Here is a 24,239-nt window from a genome sequence, read left to right as displayed (position 1 = left end):
AAAATGAGAAGTTACTGGGGAGTTGATATGAAAAATAAAGTTTTATTGATAGTCGTTGTTTTAGTTTTGTCGCTTGCCTGCCAACTACACGCCAAACCTGATTATTACTATGGCGATGCTGCTGTATACACCGGGACATCTTCCGAGGCACGCCCGAACATCATGTTCCTAATTGATAACAGTGGCGCCATGAAAGATATGGGCAGCGTTGAGCCTTATGACCCTTCCGTCGACTATAGCGTTGGGATGGCCGTTCCCTACCCGCGTGAGCAGGTTTATCTACGCAATGTCGCCAATGAGAACAATACGAATTACCAGGAAGTAAGCTTCACTGTTGACGAAATTGAATGTTCGCGGATAACCGACAATGAGGGGAGTGGAAGCTGGCAAACCAGTTTTTACGGGATCGACAGCGATGGTGTCGAAGTGACCGATTATGCCGACACTGATGGTGATGATACTTATCACCGGGCCAACCCTGACGGTGATGGCTTTGATGATGATAGCGGTGAAACCCATCCACGCTACGCATTAGAGCAAAATGGTTTCTGGTATGGGGCACTCCATTCGCAGGGCTATTGTCCTAACAATCAGAATCAGTTCGAAAATTATTTTACAGGAAACTTTCGAAACTATTTGGAGAATGTCGCCGTAGCAACCACTTGGGCTGCAAATACTCCATATGCTATGGGCGATTTAGTTGAAGAATCATCTGCTGTCGAGGGTTTGATCCTAAAATGTGTTGGTGCCGGAACCTCGGGTGGCACAGCTTTAGACTGGGACAATATGGTTACAGGTACCATCTTTACCGATGGAACTGTTTCCTGGGAGGTCCTTGGAACTGTTATGGACATGGTCCAATACCAAATGGAGCATGTGGTTTTCGATCAGGTTCGCGAACTTGCCAACATGGGGATGATGACTTTTGGCGACAACAACCATGGTGGTAAAATCATTGTTCCGGTTGTTAAAGCTGGTTTGAACGATACTGGTGGCCCAGACAATTATGACGATTTGGTCGCCGGTTTGACAGTTTTGGAGGACTTGGTTAACGGCAATACTCAGCCGGTTAACGAATCGATGTGGGACGCCTACCTTTACTGGATTGGTGAAGCAGACAGCTCTGATGGGATTGCCAGTGATAGCGCTGCCTACGATTCCCCGATAGAGCACTGGTGCCAGAGTAATCACCTGGTTATTTTGACGACAGGTAGTGCGGGCAATAACTCGCAGACCAAAACCAAAGTGAGAACGGAATCTGGAGAAGATAGCGGCGACCTCACTGGTGATGGACATGAAGGTTTGGCCGATGATGTTGCGGCGCTTCTTTATGATTACCTGAATTATGATATCGATGGTTTCACCCCGAAGGTCAACACCCACATTATCCAGATGATGACTCCGGAAGTAGAACGTTTGAAAACGGCGGCAGAGACATATGGCCACGGTATTTATCGCAACATCAATAATCCAGGTGAGCTCATTGAAGCTTTGACCGATATTATTACCGGTATCCTTGAAGAGGATAGCTCCTTTGTTGCCCCGGTTGTCCCGGCCAGCCCGGAAAACCGTGCTTATAGTGGTCAGCGGATTTATCTTGGCTTCTTTAAGCCGATGGAAGACGAACCTTGGTATGGCAACCTGAAAAAATTTGGTCTGAATTACTACAGCCAGATAACAGCGTTCAATGGTTCTGGTGATACGGTTCTGGCCACAGACAGCGATGGTTATTTCCTGACTGATGGTGATGGCAATCCAACAATTGCGTCTTTCTGGTTTGTCGATGCAAACGGTGACAATGTGCCGGACGATTTAGACGGCGGTTGGGTTGATGATGGTGGGGTTGCTGAAATTTTGAAGGGAAATGTTGCCAGTCGCAATATCTACACAATTGCGGATACAGCGTCTCCTGAAACAGACCTGAATGCAGATGAGAACTTGTTCAAGGTAAATACTGATGGTAGCCCGAATATATCAGCAGCAACTCTCGATGTTGCAGATGATGCGACGGCGGTAAAAACAATCAACTTCATCCGTGGCTATGATGCCTTTGGTGATGCTGGTGGTGCAACAACTGACGTACGCCCCTGGGTTATGGGCGATATTATGCACTCCAAGCCTGTGGTGCTGAACTACGCTAACTACACGTTCACAGAGGCAAATGAAGCGGACAGCGCCGTGAACAAAGCCTATATTTTTGTTGGAGCTAATGACGGGATGCTGCACGCATTCAGAGATTCCACTGGAGAAGAGGCGTGGGCCTTTATTCCGCCTGATTTGCTGCCGAATCTGCAATACATTCGGGATACCGACCATCATTATTACTTTGTCGATAATTCACCGACTATATATGTTTATGATGAAGATAATGACGGTACTATCGAGACCGGCGGGACGAATCAGGACAAAGCAATTCTGATTTGTGGTATGCGTCGTGGTGGCGGTACCAGCACAATTACATCCGGGCCGAGCGGATCATATTTCGCAATCGACATCAGCAATCCGGAAGACCCGCAGTACATGTGGAGTATAAATAGTGACACGACCGATTATGGTGAAATGGGCCAGACCTGGAGCTTGCCACGGTTAACCAAGGTCCGTGATGGCAGTGCCAGTAAAGTTGTTGTTGTTGTCGGTGCTGGCTACGATACAAACGAAGACTTGCGTTATGGTCAAAATCAGCAATATCCAAGCACTGATGCCAATACTATTACCTCTCTTGCCAGCCAGGGGGCAGAAGGTGTGACCAGTGCCGGCACGTCAGATCCTTATCTGCCTAGTGGCCGCGGCATATTTATGATTGAGCTTGCGTCTCTTTCATCAACCGATGGTTCTCCTGATTTCACCAACAGCGGTGATCTGGTCTGGTCTTACACATATGATGATGATTCAAATATGACCTATTCGATTCCCAGCGACCCGTTGGTGATCGATCGTGATTCCGATGGTTACACTGATCATGTCTACGTTGGTGATACTGGTGGTCAGTTGTGGCGTTTCAATATTAACGGTTCCGATACTACTAACTGGACCGGAACTCGTATTTTTACTGCGAATGTCAGCACGAGTAGTGATAATGGCAGGAAGATTTTCTTTAAACCGACGGCTACTATCATGGGATACGATACCTTCCTCTACTTTGGTACCGGCGATCGAGAACACCCGCTGAATACTGCAGTGGCCGACAGGTTCTATGTTGTCCGCGACAGGCAGAAGCCGTCTCCTTCGGCTAGCGATCATGTCTGGGATTATGCAGTTGATGGACCTTTGACAGAGAGTAAACTGGTTGATCTAACGGAAGACCAGCTACAGGACTCCAGTGTTTCTGGGACGGTAAAAGAAACCCTCAGGGATAAGCTGAGCTACCCGGATTATACTGATAATCCGGATAATGATACGAGTAACAGCGATACTTACTATGGCTGGTACATTAAGCTGGTTAACCCGGAAATTGACGATAACGGTGATGAAATCCAAGCGAAGTACGGGGAGAAAGTCCTTTCTGTTCCTAAGGTTTTCAATAACGTCCTCTATTTCACAACCTATACACCAATAACTCCGAGTGATGCTGATGACCCCTGTGCCGGACAGCTTGGCCCTTCATTGCTTTATGCAGTGACAGCAGATACTGCAGAAGCGGTGTATAATTTCTATGAAGGGAATGATACTGTCGATGACGAAACGGGTGAAACAACGCCAGTGCTTGCACGTCAGGATCGTGCATTGAATGTTGGTGATGGTATCGCATCTGAGCCGTTAATTATGGTTAACAGCAAAGGGGCTGTGTCCGTCATGGTTGGCCGTGGCGGCGGTTTCTTTAATACGGGAGCAGTTGGTGAAGTTGACCCGGTGTTTCCACTGTACTGGATGAAATGGTAGTCAATATGCGTTTGATGATTTGCCTCTTATTGAGTTGCCTGCTTTTTTGCGCGAATTCTTTTGCGGAAAAGCAGGTGGCCGTCATCAAAGCTATCCAGGCGATACCGATGCAATTCACTGTTGCTTCTGGACTGACCGTTGAACCCGTTCTGGTTGACGGGGCTACTGGCTATAGCTTTTCCTATCGCTGGTTTCTAAATGGTGAAGAGTTGCTGCAAGACGAGGGGGCTCGTCTGCCTGGTGAGAGGTTTAGCCGTGGTGATGAAGTTGCTGTTGAGGTGACACCGATAAATGTAGATGGCGTTGCTATGCAGCCTTTGCTGGGGTTCCCCCTGACCGCTGGGAACGCTTCACCTGTTATCAGCTCGACGCCTCCGACCACTTTTACCGAAAATACGTTCAACTATCAGGTAGAAGCTTCTGATTTGGATGGTGATCAGTTGAGTTACAGCTTGGAGAGCGACCTTGCGGCAATGACAATTGACACTGAAAGTGGATTGGTGCGTTGGTCTTTCGATGAGATGCCGATCGGTGTTTTTAATGTGTTGATTGTGGTTGATGATGGTTTCGGGGGACGAGCAGAACAAGCGTTTGAGTTAAATCTGGCCCATGTTTCCAAGGGGGCGATGGAATAATGAATAGTCGAGGAATGACTCTGCTAGAAGTTGTTGTTGCTGTACTAATTTTGGCCTCACTGGCTGCGGCTGCCATACCTTCATACGTGTCGTGGCGGGAAAATGCTGAGTACCAGCAGGTCGCTCGTGATATTTTGACTGGTTTGCGAGATGCCCGCACGACAGCGGTAACGGAAAATCAGACAGTTTTTGTCGAGGTAGATATAGATAATCATCAGATGTTCTACGATACCGTTGCGAAAACTTTATCGGAAAGAGTCACGCTGGAAACGCGTGTCGACACGGCTGCCGCTTGGTCGACAGCGAACGGGGGCGACACGAATAAACGCTCAACAACTTTTTTGGCCAACGGCTCATGCTCAAATGAATTTTACATCAGGGTAAATGAAGATGACGATCTGGTTGTGTCGATAGGCTCTACGGCAACTGGTTTGTCACGTTTACCTTAGGTTGCTTCAGGAATACATGGTTTTAAATGCTTGGATTTCATCCAGGCATTTTTTTTGAGTTTTGTCTTTCATTAACATGTCGAGTTCTCCTATTATCTTTTAAAAATATATTTTATAGGGGGGATGAAGTAATGAGGGGGGCTCGTGGATTTACTTTGTTGGAGGTCGTCGTATGTCTTGCGGTTGTGTCGATCATGCTGGGACTGGCGTTGCCGCAAATACGCACTCTTTGGGACAGTGCTGCGGAAAAGGAAGCTGCTAGAAATGTGCTGGCTGCTCTTCGCCTGGCCCGCAGCCAAGCGATTACTCACAATCTGGAATACCAGGTTGCTTTTGACCTCGATAGTCGCAGCTTCTGGCTGGAGCGGGGAAATCTGAGTAAAGACAGTACCGAATGGAACTTTGTAAAAGAACTTGGGGCATTTTCATCTGGGCTGGGTATGGCGACTAAGAAGGAGTGTAACCACACTGTTGGAGACGGTGATTTTACAACCGCTGATAACAGTATACAGTTTAATCCGAATGGAACTTGTGGGTCGAGCGGTTCTGCCAATTCTCGTTATATTTGTGTTCAGGACGAAACCGGTGGTACGGCATACCGAACTGGCGTGCCTTCATCTATTACTGGTCGGGCGATTATCATCGACTATTAAATATCTCGCTAGCAGATAATTGTTGGTGGTAAAAGATCCTCGTTAGGCGGGGATCTCTTTTATTCGGTCGAAGACAGAAGGCCACGGCTTTAGCCGTGGATGAATGAGACCGGAGGTGGTATTGTAGGTGGATGGACGTTCGAGTTTCGGCACATTCAGCCTATTGCTTGCAATACCATGTCGTCCGGGTATGCAAATACCGCCGTAGGATCCTGAAGTCTGGTGTCCGTGAGTACCTTGGAAAGGTACTCTCCGGCCTATTGCGGCAGATGCCCGGCGTAGAAATCGAGACGATTGGCTATGATGGTGATCACCTCCATATGGTGATGACCATCCCACCGAAGTATTCAATTTCTGAGGTGATGGGAAGATTGAAGAGCCAATCGTCGTCCCGAATGCGTAAAAAGTTTGAGTGGCTGTCCAAGGTCTATTGGTCCGATAATATCGTGTGGTCGCCGGGCTACTTTGTGAGTAGTGTCGGTGTGGATGAGCAGACCGTAAAGAAATACGTAGAGTACTAAGGGCGGCAGGATTCAGGTCAGCACCGTGAGGTGCTGTGACTTTAAACTGATTGCAAAAGCAATCAGTTTGCGAAGCATCACATCAGGACCCCGGGTTTACCCGGGGGTATCTATTCGCCTTTCTCCTTTTCCCTTTCACTTTTTCCTTTTATACTCGGCTCATGTTTCGCGTCAATCTGCATAAAAAGGTGCTGGGAGCCTTTCTCCTGCTTTCGTTGGTTCCTTTGGTGCTGTTGCTGATCAACTCGCATCACAGCCTTCGGATCGTGGAAGACTTGCTGCGTCAGCGCACCACTGAAGCGCTTGATACCCAGGCGGCAAAAGCGCTTGAGTTGCGAGCGGAAATGGTGGCGCGACAGGTCAGTACTTTTCTTCGCGAAGTTGAGGGCGATCTGCATGACCTGGTCCTCTTACCCGCCGATACGCAGCATTACCTCGATTTCAGCAAGCGGCACCTACGAGAACTCTGGTATCGCCGTGGCAGCGATATGGCGCCGCAGGAAATCCGTGAGCAGGTTCTTTTATACACCGAACTGGCCTATGTCGACGCAACGGGGCAGGAATTGATCCGGATTGTCGATGGCAATGTCTCGTCCGAATTGAGAAATGTCTCTGATCCGCAACAAACGACATACGGCATTGAACAGTATTTCCGGCGGGCGACAGAGTTGCCCGCTGGCGAGGCCTGGGTTTCCCGACTTCATGGTTGGTACGTCAACCGGGCCGAGGAGCTTAGCGACGGCGATATCCCGATGGAGGCTGTACAGGAGGCCCCTTATCGTGGGGTGATCCGTTTCGCTGCCCCGGTGCGGCGGGGTGGGGAACTGCAGGGGGTAGTGGTGCTTTCTCTTGATCATCGGCACCTGATGGAGTTTACCCAGCACATCTCTCCAACCGACGAGCGCTATGTTGTTTTCCCCTCGTACGATAGCGGTAACTACGCATTTATGTTTGATGATCTGGGCTGGACCATCGCCCATCCCAAATATTGGGATATCCGTGGCTATGACCCTGATGGGACGTTAGTTCCGGCCTACAGTGAAGAGACAACAGGAGAAGAAAAACGGCAGGGACGATTACCGTTTAACCTGCTGCAGGCGGCTTTTATTCATCCGAATTATCCGAAAGCGGCGAACGCAGTACGACAGGGTGAGACCGGTGTTGTCGACACCACAAATATTGGTGGCTCGAAAAAAATTATGGCGTATGCTCCGATTTTTTACAGTCAGGGAGCTTACAAGCAAAGTGGCATTTTCGGCGGCATTACGATCGGTTCAGAGGTCGATCACTTCCATCAACCTGCTGTTGCCACGTCGAAAATTATTCGCCGGCAGATTACCAATTACTTAAGTGAATCCTGGATGGTGATCTCTGTCACTGTCCTCATTGTTGTCTTTGCTGCTTATACCCTGTCAAACAGTATTGTTCGCCCTCTGTTGTCACTGACTGAGGGGACGCGCGAAATGATTCGCGGCAACCTGTCGACGCAGGTCCAGGTAGGTACATATGATGAGGTCGGCGTGTTGGCAGAATCGTTCAACACGATGGTCGACGAGTTGAACAACCGGCGGCGGCGTTTGCTGAAGACTTTGCAGGCGTTAAGGCGTTCGCGACAGGAAATAATTGAGGAACGCAACTTCAAGGACACGGTTTTTGAAAACGTTGAAACAGGCATTTTGACTGTGAACCAGAAGCAGCAGATTACCTCGATGAACGGACCTGCATGCGAAATTCTGCAGGTTGGGCGTCTGCAGCAGGACAGCGACTGGAACCTGTTGTTGTCTGAGTGGCCTGAATTAGGCGAGGTTGTCAGTGATTGGTTTGCTTTGGGGACATCTGCAAACCAACAGCCAGATCAACGTTATATTACTCTTGATCGCCAAGGACGTACGATGACTTATCGTCTGGCGATGTTCCCCTTGAACTTTCGCCAACAGGCGGGCTGGCTTGTGACTGTTGAAGATTTAACTGAGCGGGTCAATATGCGTGAACAGATGGCGCGGATGGATCGACTTGCATCGCTTGGGCGGATGTCGGCCGGGATTGCCCATGAAGTTCGTAATCCACTCACCGGTGTCAGCTTGTTACTCGATGAATTGCATGATCGCCTGCTCGGTAAAGAAATGGACCAGCAGCTGATCCGACGTGCTCTCGGGGAGATTGAGCGGCTTGAGATGCTGGTCAGCGAAATGCTTCGATTTGCCACCATGCCAGCTCCACAGCTGGTTCATGGTCAGGTTGAGGCCGTGATACAGGATTCTCTTTTCCTGATCCGCAAACAGTGCGAACGGCAGAAAGTCCAGTTGGTGGAAGATATTGGCGAAGGGTTACCGACCGTGATGCTGGATGCCGATCGTCTCAAGCAGGTGTTGCTGAATCTCTATAATAACGCCCTTGATGCCATGCCGGATGGCGGTCTACTGCGGGTAGCGGCCAGGCAGGACGAAAATGGCATCGAAGTCTCGGTGACCGACAATGGTCCCGGCATCCCGGCTGAGAAGATTCCTTTACTGTTCGAGCCTTTTTATACCAGCAAGGGGCAGGGGACCGGCCTCGGCCTGTCCATCAGCTACAACATCATCACCGATCATGGCGGTGAGATCTCGGTTGAAAGCGTTCCTGGCGAAGAAACGGTTTTTCGTTTTTCCCTTCCTTTGTGTTGAGCGGAGCACATTGCTCTATCATGTTCCGGCTGAAAATAGCCTTTTACTTCGCCCTCCGATCTCCTTCCTTTGTATTGATGGCTAAAAATAGCCATTTACGCTTGTCTTTTATTTTCTCTCTGGCTATATTTGGACGATCCATCCGTATACGGCAAAGAAAGAGAGCGTTTATGCAGAAAATATTGATTGTCGACGATGAAGCTTTTATCCGCGAAAACCTAGAGAGGATTCTCGCTGAAGACGGTTATCGTTCGATTTCAACTGAATCCCCAGATGACGCCGTACGTATCGTCGCTGAAGAGGAAATCAGCCTGGTGCTACTCGACCTGAACCTCGGCAGCCACAGCGGGCTTGATGTGCTGCGGGCGATGAAAGAGGTCGATCCGGACATTCTGGTTATTATCATCACCGGCTACGGAACGGTTGAAAGTGCCGTGGAGGCACTGAAGATCGGCGCTTATGACTACATCAAGAAACCATTCAAGGCTGATGCTATCCATTTGATCGTCAAGCTGGCGCTGGAAACACAGAGCCTGCGCCGACAGATGAAGCGGCTTTCAAAAGAGGAAAGCGGGATCAATATGGTCGGCAACAGCCCGGCGTTGCTGCAGATTTTCCGCCAGATCCGCGAGGTCGCTAAGCATGAGACCGCCACCGTGTTGATCACCGGTGAGAGTGGTACCGGCAAGGAACTGGTGGCGGCGGCTATTCACAACCTGTCGCCACGCAAAGAGCGACCATTTATCGAAATAAACTGTGGCTCTCTGCCATACAACCTGCTTGAATCGGAGCTTTTCGGCCACGAGCGGGGTGCCTTTACCGATGCGAAGAACCGCAAGATCGGCCTGTTCGAAGAGTCTGATGGGGGCTCGATTTTTCTCGATGAAATCGGTGAAATGGATATGAACCTGCAGGTGAAATTGCTGCGGGTGCTGGAAGACCGAAAAATCCGTCGTCTTGGTGGCAACCGCAATATCGACATCAACGTGCGAATAATCGCCGCGACCAACGCCGACTTTAAAGACGCCATAGAACGTAAAGAATTCCGCGAAGACCTCTATTACCGGTTGAATGTTTTTCCTATTCATATACCGCCATTGCGTGACCGACGTGAAGATATTCCTGTTCTTCTGGAGCATTTTCTGCAACGTTTCAGCAAGGAATTTCACAAGATGATGAAGGGCTTTGCCCGTGAATCACTTGACCTGATGATGCGTTATCATTGGCCAGGCAACGTGCGTGAGCTGCGCAATGTAGTCGAACGCATTTGCATTATGCACAATGTCGATCATATCCGCGCTGAACACTTGCCGCGCGAGATTTTTGGCGAAGCGCCACAGAGCGAAGTTCCCTTCACTTTTGAAATTCCGCCTGAAGGCATCGTGCTGGATGATGTTGTTGGACAGGTGGAAAAAGACCTTGTTTCGAAGGCTTTTCAAATTACCGGCGGCAATGTGGCAAAGACAGCCCGTATTCTCAATGTGCCGCGCGGAACCCTGCGCTACAAGTTGGAAAAATACCATCTCGGTAACGAATAGAACAGGATTACAGTAGTATAAAGGAAAGCCGATCCTGAATGGCCGAAATTGGCCTATAGGATCGGCTTTTTGTTGTTTTTCGCCTTATCACATCCCCATGTATTAATCTGATGGCCGTTTTCAAAATCTTTAACCTGCTGAAATCAAAAGAAAATATAATTTGTTGTATACAGTTTTCTGTTTTTGGCACCTGCGTTGCTCTGTTCCAAAACTCGAAAGTCGTTTGAAAATTTCCGTTCGAGCTGATCAATTTGGTCGGCTTGGCTAACAAGATAACGAAATGGGAGGAGCAGGATGCTAACAGCGTTGTGGGATCGTCTCTGGACGATGCACTATGAAACTAAGGAAACTTTTGCTTTCACTCCGAAAGCAATGAAAAAGCTGCTCGGCAAAAAAGGAATTCAGGTTGTTGAGCGTCGGACTGAGCATGACGTTGACCTGGCTGATGAGATCGACGAAGCTCCAGCGGAACACAACAACCGGCTGCAGAGTTCACCCGGTGGTATCGACGAAGGTGATCCGAAAGAGTATACCAAACGCCAGAAGATCGGCTTGGCTCTCGGTCCGGTTCTGTTTCTCTTGATGCTGCTGGCACCGACTCCGGCAGGTATGAGTGATTCCGCGCAAAAGATGGCAGCTGTTGCTTTCCTGATGGCAACCTGGTGGATGTGCGAGTCGATTCCGATCCCGGCAACCAGTCTTCTGCCGATTGCCTTGTTCCCGATTATGGGAATCATGAAAACACAAGCCGCAACCGCGCCTTATGCCAGCCACCTGATCTTTCTGTTCATGGGTGGTTTTATCATTGCGCTGTCGATGCAGCGTTGGGAGTTGCACCGGCGGATTGCGATGAATATCGTTAAGGCTGTCGGATTTTCGCCAAGCCGTTTGATTTTTGGCTTCATGGCGGCAACAGCAGTCCTTTCAGCCTTTGTTTCTAACACAGCGACAACGGTTATGATGATGCCGATCGGTCTGGCAATAATCTCTCACGTTATTGAAGAAGGTAAGAAAGAGGGCCTCGACAAAGAGATCGATTTTTCTCAAGGTAAGTTTAACTTCGGCCTTAATTTGATGCTCGGTATTGCTTACGCAGCTTCCATTGGTGGTGTCGCAACCCTGATCGGTACCCCGCCGAACACGGTTCTTGCCGGCTATCTACAGAAAACCTACGGTTACGAAATCACTTTCGTCGATTGGATGAAAGTAGGTGTTCCTCTGGTTGCTGTCATGCTACCAGTCTGCTGGCTCTGGTTGACCCGCGTTGCCAATCCGATGAAACTGAAAAAAGTTCCGGGTGGTCGTGATCTCATCAACCAAGAGTTGAAAGAAATGGGACCGATGAATACCGGCGAGCGCTGGACCGCACTCGTTTTCGGTCTGACCGCACTCGGCTGGATTTTCCGTAAGCAACTGGCTTTCATTTTTCCTGACCCGAAAATGGTGACTGATGCGGCTATCGCCATGGTTGGTGCACTGGCACTGTTTCTGATCCCGATCAACATGAAAAAGAACAAGTTCGTCATGGATTGGCACTGGGCCAGTAAGATGCCCTGGGGAGTGCTGATTCTGTTCGGTGGGGGCTTGGCGATGGCCGCAGGTTTTAAAGCGACCGGGCTGGCAGAGTGGATCGGTAAGCAGGTTGGCCTGCTGGAAAACGCACCGATCGTGGTCCTGGTTCTGGCCGTCGCGACACTGATTATTTTCCTCACAGAATTAACCTCGAATACTGCGACTTCTGCGATGGTTATGCCGATTCTCTCCGCAGTCGCTATCGGCTTGGGCCAGAATCCGCTGTTGCTGGTGGTTCCAGCAGCGATTGCCGCCTCCTGCGCCTTCATGCTGCCGGTTGCGACTCCGCCGAACGCGATCGTTTTCGGTTCTGGTTATGTCTCCATTCCGCAGATGGCACGTAGCGGACTTGGCCTTAATTTCATCGGTATTGCGCTTGCCGTAGTTGCCACTTATGTGCTGGTGATCCCGGTATTCGATGTGGTCATCGGCGAGCTGCCAACATGGACTCAGGTTCTTCCTAAATAAAACAACACGCGGCAGATGGTTCGGGTTGAGCCATCTGCCGTGACCTTCTCTCTATTCGTCCATTGGACATTCCCCTGCTGCGACTTCTCTTCCGTAGCAGGGATTTTTTTTATGTTCTCACCGCAACTGAATACAGATTTGTTATCTTATTTTTAATCTAAATCTTTGAAGGGGGGATGTGATGACGATGAGAGGATTCAGTTTCTGCCTGCTTTTACTGGCATTCACTCTACTGTCGAAAGCGCAGGCAGCTTCTTACGATGACTGGTTGACAGAACTTCGCCAAGAAGCTTTGAGCAAGGGGATCGAGCAGGCCACGGTTGAGGCCACGTTAAAACAACCGGAATTGCTCGATTGGGTGATTGAAGCCGACCGCAACCAGCCGGAATTTAAAAAAACTCTGCAGGAGTACCTGGATGGAGCATTAAGCCAGAAGCGGATCGATCAGGGCCGGCAGATGCTGGTTAAAAACCGCCGCTTGCTCAATCGTATCGCAGGGAAATATCAGGTTCATCCACGGTTTATCGTCGCGCTCTGGGGAATTGAAACCTACTACGGAAAGCACACCGGAAAAGTGCCGATTATCGATGCCTTGGTGACGTTGGCGTTTGATGGCCGGCGGAGTGCCTATTTTCGACAGGAGCTTTTCAATGCTCTGCGGATTATCGATGCCGGGCACATTCGTCCTGAAAAAATGAAAGGTTCCTGGGCAGGGGCCATGGGCCAGGTTCAGTTTATGCCTTCATCGTTTCTCAGGTTTGCAGTTGATGGTAACGGTGATGGCCGGATTGACTTGTGGGACACACCGGAAGATTATCTTTCTTCTGCGGCGAATTACCTCGCTGCAAGTGGTTGGCAAAAACGGCGCACTTGGGGCCGGGAAGTCCGCTTACCAGAAAACTTTGACAGCCAGTTTTATGGTTTGGAGCAGCGTTTGCCATTGGCCAGATGGCAACAGCTGGGTATCCGGCGGCTTGATGGGCGCGCCTTGCCGCGGTTTGCGATGGACGCATCTCTGATCCGTCCGGAGGGTCAAGACCGAGCGTTCCTGGTTTACGACAACTACCGCACACTGATGAAATGGAACCGAGCACACAGCTTTGCTATTGCAGTTGGGCTACTGGCGGATGAAATTGGGCGTTAAAGAGGAGGACAAAAAAAGGATCGCAAGCGCGATCCTTTTTTTGTCCTAGTTTGATTGAAAATTAATCGAGTAGGTCGACAATCTTCGACGCTATACCGATGTAGCTGCCGGGGGTCATCTCCAGCAGACGCTGCTTGTCAGCCTCATCCAGCTCCAGCTCTTCGACAAACTCTTTGATGGTCGCCTGGTCGATTTTCTGGCCGCGGGTTAACTCTTTGAGTTTTTCGTACGGTTTCTCGATACCCGCTTTGCGCATCACGGTTTGGATCGGCTCGGCCATGACTTCCCAGGCATTATCCAGATCATCTGCCAGGTTCTGCTCGTTCAGCTTCAACTTGCCGAGCCCTTTGAGGGTCGATTTGTACGCGATCATGCTGTAGCCGAAACCGACGCCCATGTTACGCAGAACGGTCGAGTCAGTCAGGTCGCGCTGCAGGCGCGAGATCGGCAGTTTGGCCGACAGGTGATTGAAGATGGCGTTGGCGAGGCCGATGTTGCCCTCGGAGTTCTCGAAGTCGATCGGGTTGACCTTGTGCGGCATGGTCGATGAACCGATTTCGCCTTTTACTGTTTTTTGACCGAAGTAAGCCATCGAGATGTAGGTCCAGATATCGCGGTTGAAGTCGTTGAGTACGGTGTTCCAGCGGGCGATGGCGTCGAATAGTTCAGCCATGTAATCGTGCGGCTCAATCTGGGTGGTGAACAGGTTCTGCTTCAACCCCAGCTCGTTTTCGATAACACCCTTGGTCAGGGCAACCCAGTCAACCTCAGGGTAGGCCGACATGTGAGCGTTAAAGTGACCGACGGCTCCGTTCAGCTTGCCGAGCAGCTCGACATCGGCAATTTTCTCACTCTGCTTCTGCAGGCGGGCAGCGAAGACAGCCAGTTCTTTACCGATGGTGCTGGGAGATGCGGTCTGACCGTGAGTCCGTGAGAGCATCGGTACATCTTTGAATTCTTTAGCCAGCTTACTGATGAAAGCGATAATCTCCTGCTGATTCGGACAGAGGGCAGCGAGGCCGTCTTTGAGCATCAGCGCGTGGGAGAGATTGTTGATGTCCTCCGAGGTGCAGGCGAAGTGGATGAACTCTGAGAGGTCTTCCAGGCTGGTGCCTTCGATCTGTTCTTTCAGGTAGTACTCAACTGCCTTGACATCATGGTTTGTGACCGCTTCGATCTTTTTGATCTTTTCCGCTTCTGCCGGAGTAAAATTGGCGACGATCTGCCGCAGAGTCTGCTCTTCCTCAGCGGTCAGGGTACGGCACTCGGCGATCTGCTCCTCGGCACAGAGGGCGATCAGCCACATCACTTCGACCTTGACGCGGTTCTTCAGCAGCGCGTATTCGGAAAAACACTCGGTCAGTTCGGTAACTTTCGATGCGTAACGCCCGTCAATCGGGCTGATGGCGGTAATCATGTCGGTCTCCTTACGGTAATTTAAAGACGGCACTATAAAGCAGCTGGGGGTTGGCTGCAACCCCTCAATAAATATGATTCTTTTAGAAGGGGGGCGGGAGCCAAAAATTCAGTGCTTCGCCGGTTTGTGGATGAGAAAATTCCAGGCGACAGGCGTGCAGCAGCAGCCGGTCAGCCTGATGGTAGGTTTTCTCGTCAGCGTAAAGGTCGTCTCCCAGGATTGGATGCCCCAAGGCCTGCATGTGGACCCGTAGTTGATGGGTTCGGCCTGTGATCGGTGTCAATTCAATGCGTGAGGTGTCGGAACTTTCGTCGTAATCGAGAACCTGGTAATGGGTGAGGGCAGGCTTGCCCTGATTCTGATCGACGATCTGTTTCGGCCGGTTCGGCCAGTCGCAAATTAGCGGAAAGTTAACACTGCCTCTGATCGATTGCAGTTTGCCGCTGACTACAGCGAGGTAGGTTTTTTTTACCTTCCGCTCCGAAAACTGCTTGTTCAGCAGGCGGTGGCTTTGTCGATTTCGTGCCAAGACCAGAAGACCTGATGTCGACATGTCGAGTCGGTGAACGATCAGGATCTCCGCGTGCTCCTTCTGCAGTCGCAGCAGCAGAGAATCCTCATACTCAGGGCGACGGCCGGGTACGGTCAGAAGCTCGGCCGGTTTGTCGGCGATCAGCAGATCATCATCGGAGTAAATGATCTCCGGCTCGGTGTCAGGTGGACGGTAGTCGAACAAAGTGTTTATCCAGCAGGAAAAGGTGAGCTAAGTGAAAGAGCGATCTTAGCCGGAGAGCAGAACGAAAGAAAGTAAAACCTGATGTTGTATACGTCGTTGCTGTGCGTGCACGAAAATGTCACAATGCTGCCGCAATAGAGGAGGTTGCGTGGCGGTTGTAGCGAGACGGGTCAGAATTGAGGGAATTGTTCAGGGGGTCGGTTTTCGCCCCTTCATCTATCGTTTGGCACGCGAGCGTCAATTGGCCGGAACTGTCCTTAATGACAGCCAAGGCGTGTTGATTGAAATAGAAGGTGAACGGCGAGGGATAGAGTCATTTCTTGCTGCCATCGAAACGGAATTGCCGCCACTGGCATCCATATCCGGTTTTCAGGTTGTTGATTCCGTTCCGACCGGGCAGAGCGGTTTTGTCATTGTCGAAAGCCAAAGTGCGCAACGGAGGGTCGCACAGATAGCTCCCGATTCATACGTCTGCCCCGACTGTCTGCGCGAACTGTTCGATCCGAACGACAGGCGCTACCGCTATCCCTTCATCAACTGCACCAACTGCGGTCCACGTTACAGTATTGTCACCGATATCCCTTACGATCGGCCGTTGACCACCATGGTCGATTTCCCCATGTGTCCAGCCTGTCAGGCGGAATATGAGGATCCTGTCTCTCGCCGATTTCATGCTCAGCCGAACGCTTGTGCGGACTGTGGCCCGCAGCTTACTTTTGCCGATGAAAATGGACAGCTGATCGCTGCAGCAGAGCCGTTGGTCGAAGCGATCGAAAGATTACGGGCGGGGCAGATCGTTGCCGTCAAGGGGCTCGGTGGCTATCATCTGGCAGTCGATGCGACCAACGATGAAGCGGTGAAAAGACTTCGGCAGCGCAAGCATCGGGATGAAAAACCGTTCGCCGTAATGGCTTATAACTTGGAACAAATTTGTCGTTTTTCGCATGTCTCTCCGGGCGAGGAACGATTGTTGACGAGCGTTGAACGGCCGATCGTTTTACTCCGTCAGCGCAAGGACCATGGTCTTTCATTAGAGGTTGCTCCGAAGAATAAATTCTTCGGTACTATGATACCTTATACGCCACTTCATTATCTTTTACTTGAACAGTTTCACGCAATAGTAATGACCAGTGGCAACCAGGGCGACGAGCCGATCGCCTTCGAAAATTCGGATGCACAGAACCGTCTCGAAGGGATTGCCGATTGCTACCTGCAACACAACCGTCGCATCCATATTCGCACAGATGATTCCATCGCTCGGCTGCTCGACGGAGAACCGGTACTCTATCGCCGATCACGTGGTTATGTTCCGCGCGGTGTTAAGCTGTCAGGTGAACAGAAACCGGTACTGGCCGTTGGCGCCGAATTGAAAAACACCATCTGCCTGACACGTGGCGACCGGGCTTTTCTCAGTCATCACATCGGGGACCTGAAAAATCAAACTGTGGTCGATTCGATGAAACAGGCGATCGATCACTTTCAGGGTCTGTTGGAAGTGCAGCCCACGATTATCGCCCATGATCTGCACCCTGATTATCTTTCAACCCATGTCGCCGAAGAGTTGGCCGGGGAGTCTAACTTGGTTGCCGTGCAGCATCACCATGCACACTTGGCCAGTTGCCTGACCGATAATGGCCGAAATGAAGCAGCGATCGGCGTGATCTTCGATGGTATCGGCTACGGTAATGACGGTCATATCTGGGGCGGAGAGTTTCTTGTCGGCGATTTGTATGATTTCGAACGGGTGGGACAGTTTGCTTATCGCCCGATGCCGGGTGGAGATGCCGCGACCAAAGAACCCTGGCGGATGGCGGTTAGCTACTTGCAAGCGGTTTATGGTAACAAGCTGCCCGATCTTCCTTTCTTGCAGGACGTTGAGTCTTCCGGTCTGAATCTGTTGCTGCAGATGATTGAAAAACAGCTCAATTCGCCGTTGACCAGTAGCGTCGGCCGACTGTTCGATGCCGTCGCTGCACTGGTCGGTTTGCGCAACAGGGTCAGCTATGAAGGACAGGCTGCGTTCGAACTGGAAATGCTGATTGCTGCGAGCGGTGAAGCAGAAGCTCCATATCGGTTCGATGTCGTTGCTGCTGCCGGCCTTCTGCAGATCGACGCTGTGCCGATGATAAAAGCGTTAGTGGCAGATTTACGTGCCGGTATCGAGCCTGCCGTTGTGAGTGCCCGCTTTCATAATGGTCTCGCGCAGACGATTGTCGATGTCTGCCGACAAATTAGAGGCGAGCGAGGCGTTTTACCGGTCGCGCTTTCAGGCGGCGTTTTCCAGAACCGCTATCTGACGGAACGATCGGCAAAACTGCTGCGCGAAGCTGGTTTTGACGTGCTGCTGCACCGGCAAGTGCCACCGAACGACGGAGGACTGGCCCTGGGGCAGGCTGTGATTGCAGGTGCTAGAGCAGGGCACGAATAATCATCCGCAGCGCCAGAACTGTGATCAACAGTTTGAAGAGCTTTTTGAATCGTTCTTCAGGAACTTTCGCACGCAGTTTGGTGCCAGCGAAAGATCCTGCGATGACTGCGACAACCATGCCGGCCATCAACGGTAGGTAGCTGCTGAAGGCAAAACCGATAAAGCCGAAGGTGATGATTTTGGCCAGGTGAACGATCGTCATCAGTGCCGAGGCGGTGACTACGATCTGGTCTTTCGAAAGCCCTTCACGCAGCAGGATGGGCATGTTCAGCGGCCCGGTCGCGCCAACAAACAGGGTCAGTACTGCCTGCACAAAGCCAAGACCGAAAAACCGCCCTGGTAGCCTGAATTTCTGCTTCCATTGCGGCCACCAGGTCATGATCAGGATGAAAGTTCCAAGCGGGACCGGCAGGAACTCGCTGGGGAAACGGATGAAAAGGTCGGAGCCGAGCAGCGAGCCGAGCACGCAGCCGCACAGAAATGGCCAGACGATCTGCCAGCTGATCTCCTTTAAAGCAAAGATGCCACGGCTGGCGTTGCTGGCCAGTTGAGCGACGCCGTGCACCGGCACGATCGCCGCAGGCGGCAAGGCAACGGCCATAACGGAGATCAATAGCATGCCACCGCCAACACCGAGCACGGCGGTCAAGGTTGATGAGAAAAAAGCGGCTGTGATCAGGAATGCTGTTGTCATCAGGGTATCATACCCCAGAAAATTACAGGTTTGCAGATGAAGAATTACAGTGAGTCCTGCGAACGAAACAGGGAACCTATCCTTGACGTTCTACGGCAAGAGTTGGCAGAGACGACAGATGTTCTGGAAATCGGCAGTGGTTCAGGTCAGCATGCGTTGTTTTTAAGCGTGGAATTGCCTCATTTACAATGGCAGCCGAGTGAACGGCCTAAGCTGATCGACGATTTGCGTGGCAATCTGCGGCAAGCTGCTGAAAATGTTGTTCCCGCTGCCGAACTGGATGTGACGCGTTTGCCTTGGGCAGTCGAATCGTTCGCGGCAATTTTCAGTGCGAACACGCTGCATATTATGCCGATTGAAGCGGTTGCGGATTTTTTTGCCGGAGTCGGACAGGTGCTTTTGCCTGGTGGAAAGCTTTGTGTTTATGGGCCGTTCAACTACAACGGAAAATTCACCAGTGAGAGCAACGCAAGGTTTGATCGTGGGCTGAAAGAAAAAGATCCCGAGCGTGGAATCCGTGATTTCGAACAGCTGAACCGGTTCGCTGAGCAGAATGGACTGGAACTGCTCAACGATCACGAAATGCCATCTAATAATCGGCTGTTGGTTTGGCGCAAGATTGGGTAATGGTTTTCTGCCAGTTTCGCGATGTTTGACAAAGTGGTGACACTTCCGGATACTGGTCAGGCTTTATGCTGAAACAAGAGAAAATTACGGCTGGCGTAATATAACGGAAACCCTGGGGAATAACGGATACGGATAAGGAATCAGAATGTCGATACACAAAACGCTCGGTGAATTCATCATAGAAAAACAAGCTGACTTTCCCCATGCAAAGGGCGAGTTAAGTGCCTTGTTAAGTGCAATCAAGCTGGCTGCAAAAATTGTTAACCGCGAAATCAACAAGGCTGGCCTGGTTGATATCACCGGTGCAACAGGTGTAGAAAACGTTCAGGGTGAGCAGCAGCAAAAGCTTGATATGTACGCGAATGAAATCTTCAAAAACGCGCTTATTGCTCGCGGTGAAATCTGTGGTATCGCTTCAGAAGAAGAGGACAATTATGTTTTTTTCGACAACAAAAACAGCCGTAGCGGTAACTATGTTGTTCTGATGGATCCCTTGGATGGCTCATCAAATATTGATGTGAATGTTTCTGTTGGGACGATTTTCTCGATCTACCGCCGCGTTTCACCGACGAATGGTCCTGTCGGGATAGAGGACTTTTTGCAGGTGGGCCGAAAGCAGGTCGCAGCAGGCTATGTCATTTATGGCTCATCGACCATGCTTGTCTACACGACCGGCAATGGCGTTCACGGTTTTACCTATGACCCGTCGATTGGCGTTTTCTGCCTTTCCCACGAGTCCCTGACAATCCCGAAATCCGGCAGGATTTATTCAATCAACGAAGGAAACTACGTCAAGTTCCCGCTCGGGGTGAAAAAGTATTTGAAATACTGTCAGGAAGAAGATGAATCGACAAACCGCCCCTATACTTCGCGCTACATCGGTTCCCTGATCGCCGACTTTCACCGTAACCTGCTGAAAGGGGGCATCTATATTTACCCCCAAACAGCACAGGCTCCATCGGGAAAATTACGCTTGCTGTATGAATGCAACCCCATTGCCTTTTTGGCCGAGCAAGCCGGTGCGCTGGCGACCGATGGTTTCAGCCCTATTCTCGATATAAAGCCAACTGAGCTCCATCAACGTGTTCCCTTCTTTACGGGATCACCAGAAATGATGGATACGGCACATCAATTTATGAAAGAGTTCGAAGGCAGCTAATTGCCTTCAGTACTCGCTCGTTTTAGCTTTAAGGCGGTGTCCATTTTCAGTTTAGACCGATAACCGATTTGCCAGTTGTGGCAACATCGGGTCTATCGGGCGACTTTCCGCGTTGACCACTTTTTCCAGGTCGGTCAGTTTGATGTCCGCACTCTGCAGGCCGACCATTTTCCCGTGATTGCCCTTGAGCAGGTTCTCCACGGCGGCCTGTCCGAAGCGGGCGGCAAGCAGGCGGTCGAAAACAGTCGGCGAACCACCGCGTTGATAGTGGCCGAGGACAATAACACGCGTTTCGAATCCGATTTTGTCTTTGATCTGATCGGCAATGTCCTGCGCTTTGCCGGCACCCTCGGCGACCAGGATAATTGAATTGCTGCGTCCCTCGCGGTAGCGGCGGCGCAGGTCTTCGCAGATCTGTTCCAGATCGTAAGGTTCTTCCGGAATCAGACTGAATTCAGCACCCGAAGCAATCGTTGCCACAACCGCCAGGTAGCCGCAGCCGCGGCCCATGGTTTCAACGACGAAAGCGCGATCGTGAGATGATGCGGTGTCTTTCAGATTGTCGACGGCGGCAACGATGTTGTTAAGCGCCGTGTCAACGCCGAGTGACATGTCGGTGAAAGGGATGTCGTTATCGATCGATGCGGGGATGCCGATCACTGGTACGCCCTGTTGGTGGATGGCGTACCCACCGTTAAGTGAGCCGTCGCCGCCAATGACGATCAATCCTTCGACGCCCATTCCTTTCAGGTTGTCGGTTGCCAGCCGTAATCCTGCTTCGGTTTTCATTTCTAGGCAGCGGGCGCTCTGCAGGAATGTGCCGCCGCGCTGAAGGACGTTGCTGACCGATTTCGTTGTCATATTTTCATAGAGGCGATCGATCAATCCCTGGTAGCCTTTGTAAATACCGATAACGTCAACCTGCATTGCCAAACCGGCACGAACAACCGCGCGTACGGCAGCATTCATTCCGGAACAATCCCCGCCACTGGTCAAAACTGCGATACGTTTCATCAAATGCTCCATCTATGGGAAATGACTTGAATTATGTCGAGTGTGAAAATTAAGAAGTGAACTGCAGAAAGTAAACCAGCGGCAAACTGGTTTGTCAAAAAATATCTTTCCCTCTGCTGGATTCGAATAAAAACTGTGCAGCCTGAGTAAGTCTTTGATATAACAAGATGTTATTAGGAGTTTGTTTCGATCCGATCTGTTGCGTGTTTGTTCCGAGGGGTAACAAAATGTCGAACAATGTACCGATACCGAATGTCCTGCCAATTTACCCGATCAAGGAACAGATTGTTTTCCCGTACATGGTGCTGCCGGTGTTTTTTACCACTGAAACAGCGCCTATCATCGAAGAAGCGATGCGGAACGACCAGTTGCTTGGCGTGGTTTATTGCCCCGGCAGTAAAAACGTCTGTTCGTTCGATGACCACCCGCGTATCGGCACGGTCTGTAAAATCAATCAGCTGATCAAGTTCCCCAGTGGTGGTGGCAAGGCAACTTTCGAAGGTATCAGTCGATTTGCGTTGAATTCTCCTGTCAGCAACGATCCCTGCCTGACGTCATCCATCCGTGTCATTCCCGAGCAGGATTCGCAAGGGGTGGTGTCGGAGGCGTTGGTGCAAAGCGTCAACGCGCTGTTGAAAATCGCCTTGGCTTACGGGCAGCCGCTGCCTGAAGATGTCATGAAGATGATCGACCGGATCGAGCACCCCGGGCGACTGGCGGACATGGTCGCGGTTTACATCGGGATTCCTCTCGATGTGCAGCAGCAGCTGTTGACCATCCTCGATCCGATCGAGCGCCTGAAATCGGTTTTTATCCACCTGACCAACGAAGTGCAGAAGATGCAGGTGAAGGGTGAGATCCAGACCGAAGTGACCAAGCGGCTCGGCAAGAATCAGAAAGAAAATATTCTGCGTGAGCAGATGAAACAGATTCAGCAGGAACTCGGTGAGCAAGACCCGCGGCAAGCCGAGGTGAACGAATTGCGGACCCGCATCCGCCAGGCGAATATGCCGGATGAGGTGCTGATGGTGGCGGAAAAGGAGTTGCGGCGGCTGGAGCAGATCAACCCTGCATCGCCCGAATACACGGTATCGCGTGGCTACCTCGATTATCTTTGCGCCGCTCCCTGGGAAAAAGGAACCGAGGACAACCTCGATGTCAGCAAGGCGGAAGCAGTGCTCGATGAAGACCACTACAGCCTTAAAGAGGTAAAGCAACGCATTCTCGAATATTTGGCGGTGCGTTCGTTACGCGATACCACCAAGGGGCCGATCCTCTGCTTTGTCGGCCCGCCCGGAGTCGGTAAAACCTCTCTTGGCCGCTCCATCGCTCGTGCCATGGGACGTAAGTTCATCCGCTTCTCGCTTGGAGGGATGAAAGATGAGGCGGAAATTCGCGGACACCGCCGGACCTATATCGGGGCCCTGCCGGGGCGCGTGATCCAGGAGCTCTGTCGGGCCGAGTCGAATAATCCCGTATTTATGCTTGATGAGGTCGACAAGATCGGCCAAGACTTCCGTGGCGACCCTTCATCGGCACTGCTCGAGGTCCTCGACCCGGAGCAGAATGACAGCTTTAAAGACCATTACATGGATGTCCCCTTCGACCTGTCGAAGGTGATGTTTATTACCACCGCCAACCTGCTTGATCCCATTCCACATGCCCTCAAAGACCGGATGGAAGTGATCCGGCTGAGCGGCTACAGTGATGAAGACAAGCGGCAGATCTGTTTCAAATACCTGATTCCGAAACAGATTGAAGAGAACGGTCTGGCGGAGTTTCCTCTTGAATTCAGTGAAGCTGCTATCGCCAAAATAACTCAGGACTACACCCGCGAGGCCGGGGTCCGTAGCCTTGAGCGGAAGATTGCCGCTATCTGCCGCAAAGTGGCGAAAGAAATCACCCAGGGGGGAGAGGCACGCCAACGGATCGATGCGAGCGATGTTGAAGCGCTGCTCGGCCCCTGTACCTATTTTGCCGACGTGGCCAGTGAAGAAGACCGTGTCGGCGTGGTTACCGGCCTTGCCTGGACCGCATCAGGCGGCGATATTCTTTTCGTTGAAGCGGCAAAGATGCCGGGCAACAAAGGCCTGACCCTGACCGGCAGCCTTGGTGACATCATGCAGGAGTCGGCCAAGGCGGCGCTGACCTATGTTCGTGGCCGGACTGAAGACTTCGGTATCGATGCCGATTTCTTTGAGCATCACGACCTGCACATCCACGTTCCCTCCGGTGCAATCCCGAAAGATGGTCCTTCTGCTGGTGTAACGATCGCCACTGCGATCATCTCGTTGCTCAGTGGCCGACCGGCACGGCGCGATATTGCCATGACTGGTGAACTGACGCTGTCAGGTCGGATTCTTCCAATCGGCGGGGTGAAGGAGAAGGTGCTGGCAGCACGACGGGCCGGGGTTAAAACAGTTCTGCTTCCTGCCCGCAACAAAGAACATCTGGCTGAGTTGGAAGAAAATATCCTGGAAGGGATTGATGTTGAACTGGTCGAGTCGGTCGATCAGGTTGTCGAGAAGATCCTCCTGCCAAGATAATCTATTCCCTTTTGTGGTGATAAAAAATCACTGCGCCGGGAGTTGTCCCGAAATTGATGGGTTACTATAATAGTCAGAAATCAGTCTTTGATCTGA

General features: G+C 51.1%; 17 protein-coding genes. 13 read left to right on the top strand and 4 right to left on the bottom strand.

Going from position 1 to position 24,239, the window contains the following annotated elements; genetic code table 11:
• The first annotated feature begins 27 nt into the window (after positions 1-27).
• The 9 genes from BUB13_RS01110 to BUB13_RS01070 all read left to right on the top strand — a co-directional run bounded on the left by BUB13_RS01110 (position 28) and on the right by BUB13_RS01070 (position 13,522).
• Positions 28-3,879, top strand: a complete 3,852-nt coding sequence (locus BUB13_RS01110; protein WP_072904905.1) for a pilus assembly protein — start codon at positions 28-30, stop codon at positions 3,877-3,879.
• 5 nt (positions 3,880-3,884) lie between these two features.
• A complete protein-coding gene (locus tag BUB13_RS01105; RefSeq protein WP_139249268.1) occupies positions 3,885-4,514 on the top strand; it encodes a putative Ig domain-containing protein in 630 nt (209 codons plus the stop codon).
• Complete coding sequence (locus tag BUB13_RS01100) at positions 4,514-4,963, top strand: pilus assembly FimT family protein (RefSeq protein WP_072904903.1); 450 nt, start codon at positions 4,514-4,516, stop codon at positions 4,961-4,963. Before BUB13_RS01105 ends, BUB13_RS01100 begins: the two co-directional genes overlap by 1 nt.
• Positions 4,964-5,094: 131 nt before the next feature.
• On the top strand, positions 5,095-5,616 hold the full coding sequence (locus BUB13_RS18720; protein WP_072904902.1) for a GspH/FimT family pseudopilin: 522 nt from the start codon (positions 5,095-5,097) through the stop codon (positions 5,614-5,616).
• Between the two features lie 131 nt (positions 5,617-5,747).
• Entirely contained in the window at positions 5,748-6,137 is a 390-nt protein-coding gene (tnpA, locus tag BUB13_RS19450) for an IS200/IS605 family transposase (RefSeq protein ID WP_072904901.1), read from the top strand.
• A gap of 161 nt (positions 6,138-6,298) precedes the next feature.
• Complete coding sequence (locus BUB13_RS01085; RefSeq protein ID WP_072904900.1) at positions 6,299-8,800, top strand: PAS domain-containing sensor histidine kinase; 2,502 nt, start codon at positions 6,299-6,301, stop codon at positions 8,798-8,800.
• A 170-nt stretch (positions 8,801-8,970) separates the two neighbouring features.
• The gene (locus BUB13_RS01080) at positions 8,971-10,338 is read left to right on the top strand and encodes a sigma-54-dependent transcriptional regulator (protein ID WP_072904899.1); all 1,368 of its coding nucleotides are present in this window, start codon (positions 8,971-8,973) and stop codon (positions 10,336-10,338) included.
• Between the two features lie 294 nt (positions 10,339-10,632).
• Entirely contained in the window at positions 10,633-12,378 is a 1,746-nt protein-coding gene (locus tag BUB13_RS01075; protein WP_072904898.1) for a DASS family sodium-coupled anion symporter, read from the top strand.
• Positions 12,379-12,559: 181 nt separating this feature from the next.
• Complete coding sequence (locus tag BUB13_RS01070) at positions 12,560-13,522, top strand: lytic murein transglycosylase (RefSeq protein ID WP_208610104.1); 963 nt, start codon at positions 12,560-12,562, stop codon at positions 13,520-13,522.
• Between the two features lie 61 nt (positions 13,523-13,583).
• Here the strand turns inward: BUB13_RS01070 and purB are convergent, their stop codons facing one another.
• A complete protein-coding gene (gene purB / locus BUB13_RS01065; RefSeq protein ID WP_072904897.1) occupies positions 13,584-14,939 on the bottom strand; it encodes an adenylosuccinate lyase in 1,356 nt (451 codons plus the stop codon).
• Positions 14,940-15,021: 82 nt separating this feature from the next.
• Complete coding sequence (locus BUB13_RS01060; protein ID WP_072904896.1) at positions 15,022-15,675, bottom strand: RluA family pseudouridine synthase; 654 nt, start codon at positions 15,673-15,675, stop codon at positions 15,022-15,024.
• 148 nt (positions 15,676-15,823) lie between these two features.
• Between BUB13_RS01060 and hypF the strand changes: the two genes are divergently transcribed.
• Entirely contained in the window at positions 15,824-18,103 is a 2,280-nt protein-coding gene (gene hypF, locus BUB13_RS01055) for a carbamoyltransferase HypF (RefSeq protein WP_244151821.1), read from the top strand.
• Here the strand turns inward: hypF and BUB13_RS01050 are convergent.
• The gene (locus BUB13_RS01050) at positions 18,084-18,797 is read right to left on the bottom strand and encodes a sulfite exporter TauE/SafE family protein (RefSeq protein WP_072904894.1); all 714 of its coding nucleotides are present in this window, start codon (positions 18,795-18,797) and stop codon (positions 18,084-18,086) included. The genes hypF and BUB13_RS01050 overlap by 20 nt on opposite strands.
• Before the next feature lie 36 nt (positions 18,798-18,833).
• Between BUB13_RS01050 and BUB13_RS01045 the strand changes: the two genes are divergently transcribed.
• Together BUB13_RS01045 and fbp are read left to right on the top strand one after the other, a co-directional pair.
• On the top strand, positions 18,834-19,424 hold the full coding sequence (locus tag BUB13_RS01045) for a DUF938 domain-containing protein (protein WP_072904893.1): 591 nt from the start codon (positions 18,834-18,836) through the stop codon (positions 19,422-19,424).
• A gap of 145 nt (positions 19,425-19,569) precedes the next feature.
• Entirely contained in the window at positions 19,570-20,583 is a 1,014-nt protein-coding gene (gene fbp / locus BUB13_RS01040) for a class 1 fructose-bisphosphatase (RefSeq protein ID WP_072904892.1), read from the top strand.
• Between the two features lie 51 nt (positions 20,584-20,634).
• Here the strand turns inward: fbp and pfkA are convergent, their stop codons facing one another.
• The gene (gene pfkA, locus BUB13_RS01035) at positions 20,635-21,597 is read right to left on the bottom strand and encodes a 6-phosphofructokinase (RefSeq protein ID WP_072904891.1); all 963 of its coding nucleotides are present in this window, start codon (positions 21,595-21,597) and stop codon (positions 20,635-20,637) included.
• Between the two features lie 227 nt (positions 21,598-21,824).
• Here pfkA and lon point away from each other — a divergent pair, with 227 nt between their 5' ends.
• Positions 21,825-24,143: an endopeptidase La gene (gene lon / locus BUB13_RS01030; protein WP_072904890.1), complete on the top strand. Its 2,319-nt coding sequence runs from the start codon at positions 21,825-21,827 to the stop codon at positions 24,141-24,143.
• Positions 24,144-24,239: the final 96 nt, after the last annotated feature.

The organism is Malonomonas rubra DSM 5091 (assembly GCF_900142125.1).
In the GTDB taxonomy this organism is placed as follows: Bacteria; Desulfobacterota; Desulfuromonadia; order Desulfuromonadales; family Geopsychrobacteraceae; genus Malonomonas; species Malonomonas rubra.
Note: the sequence above shows the minus strand (reverse complement) of the source record. Positions and strands in the feature narration are given on the sequence as shown.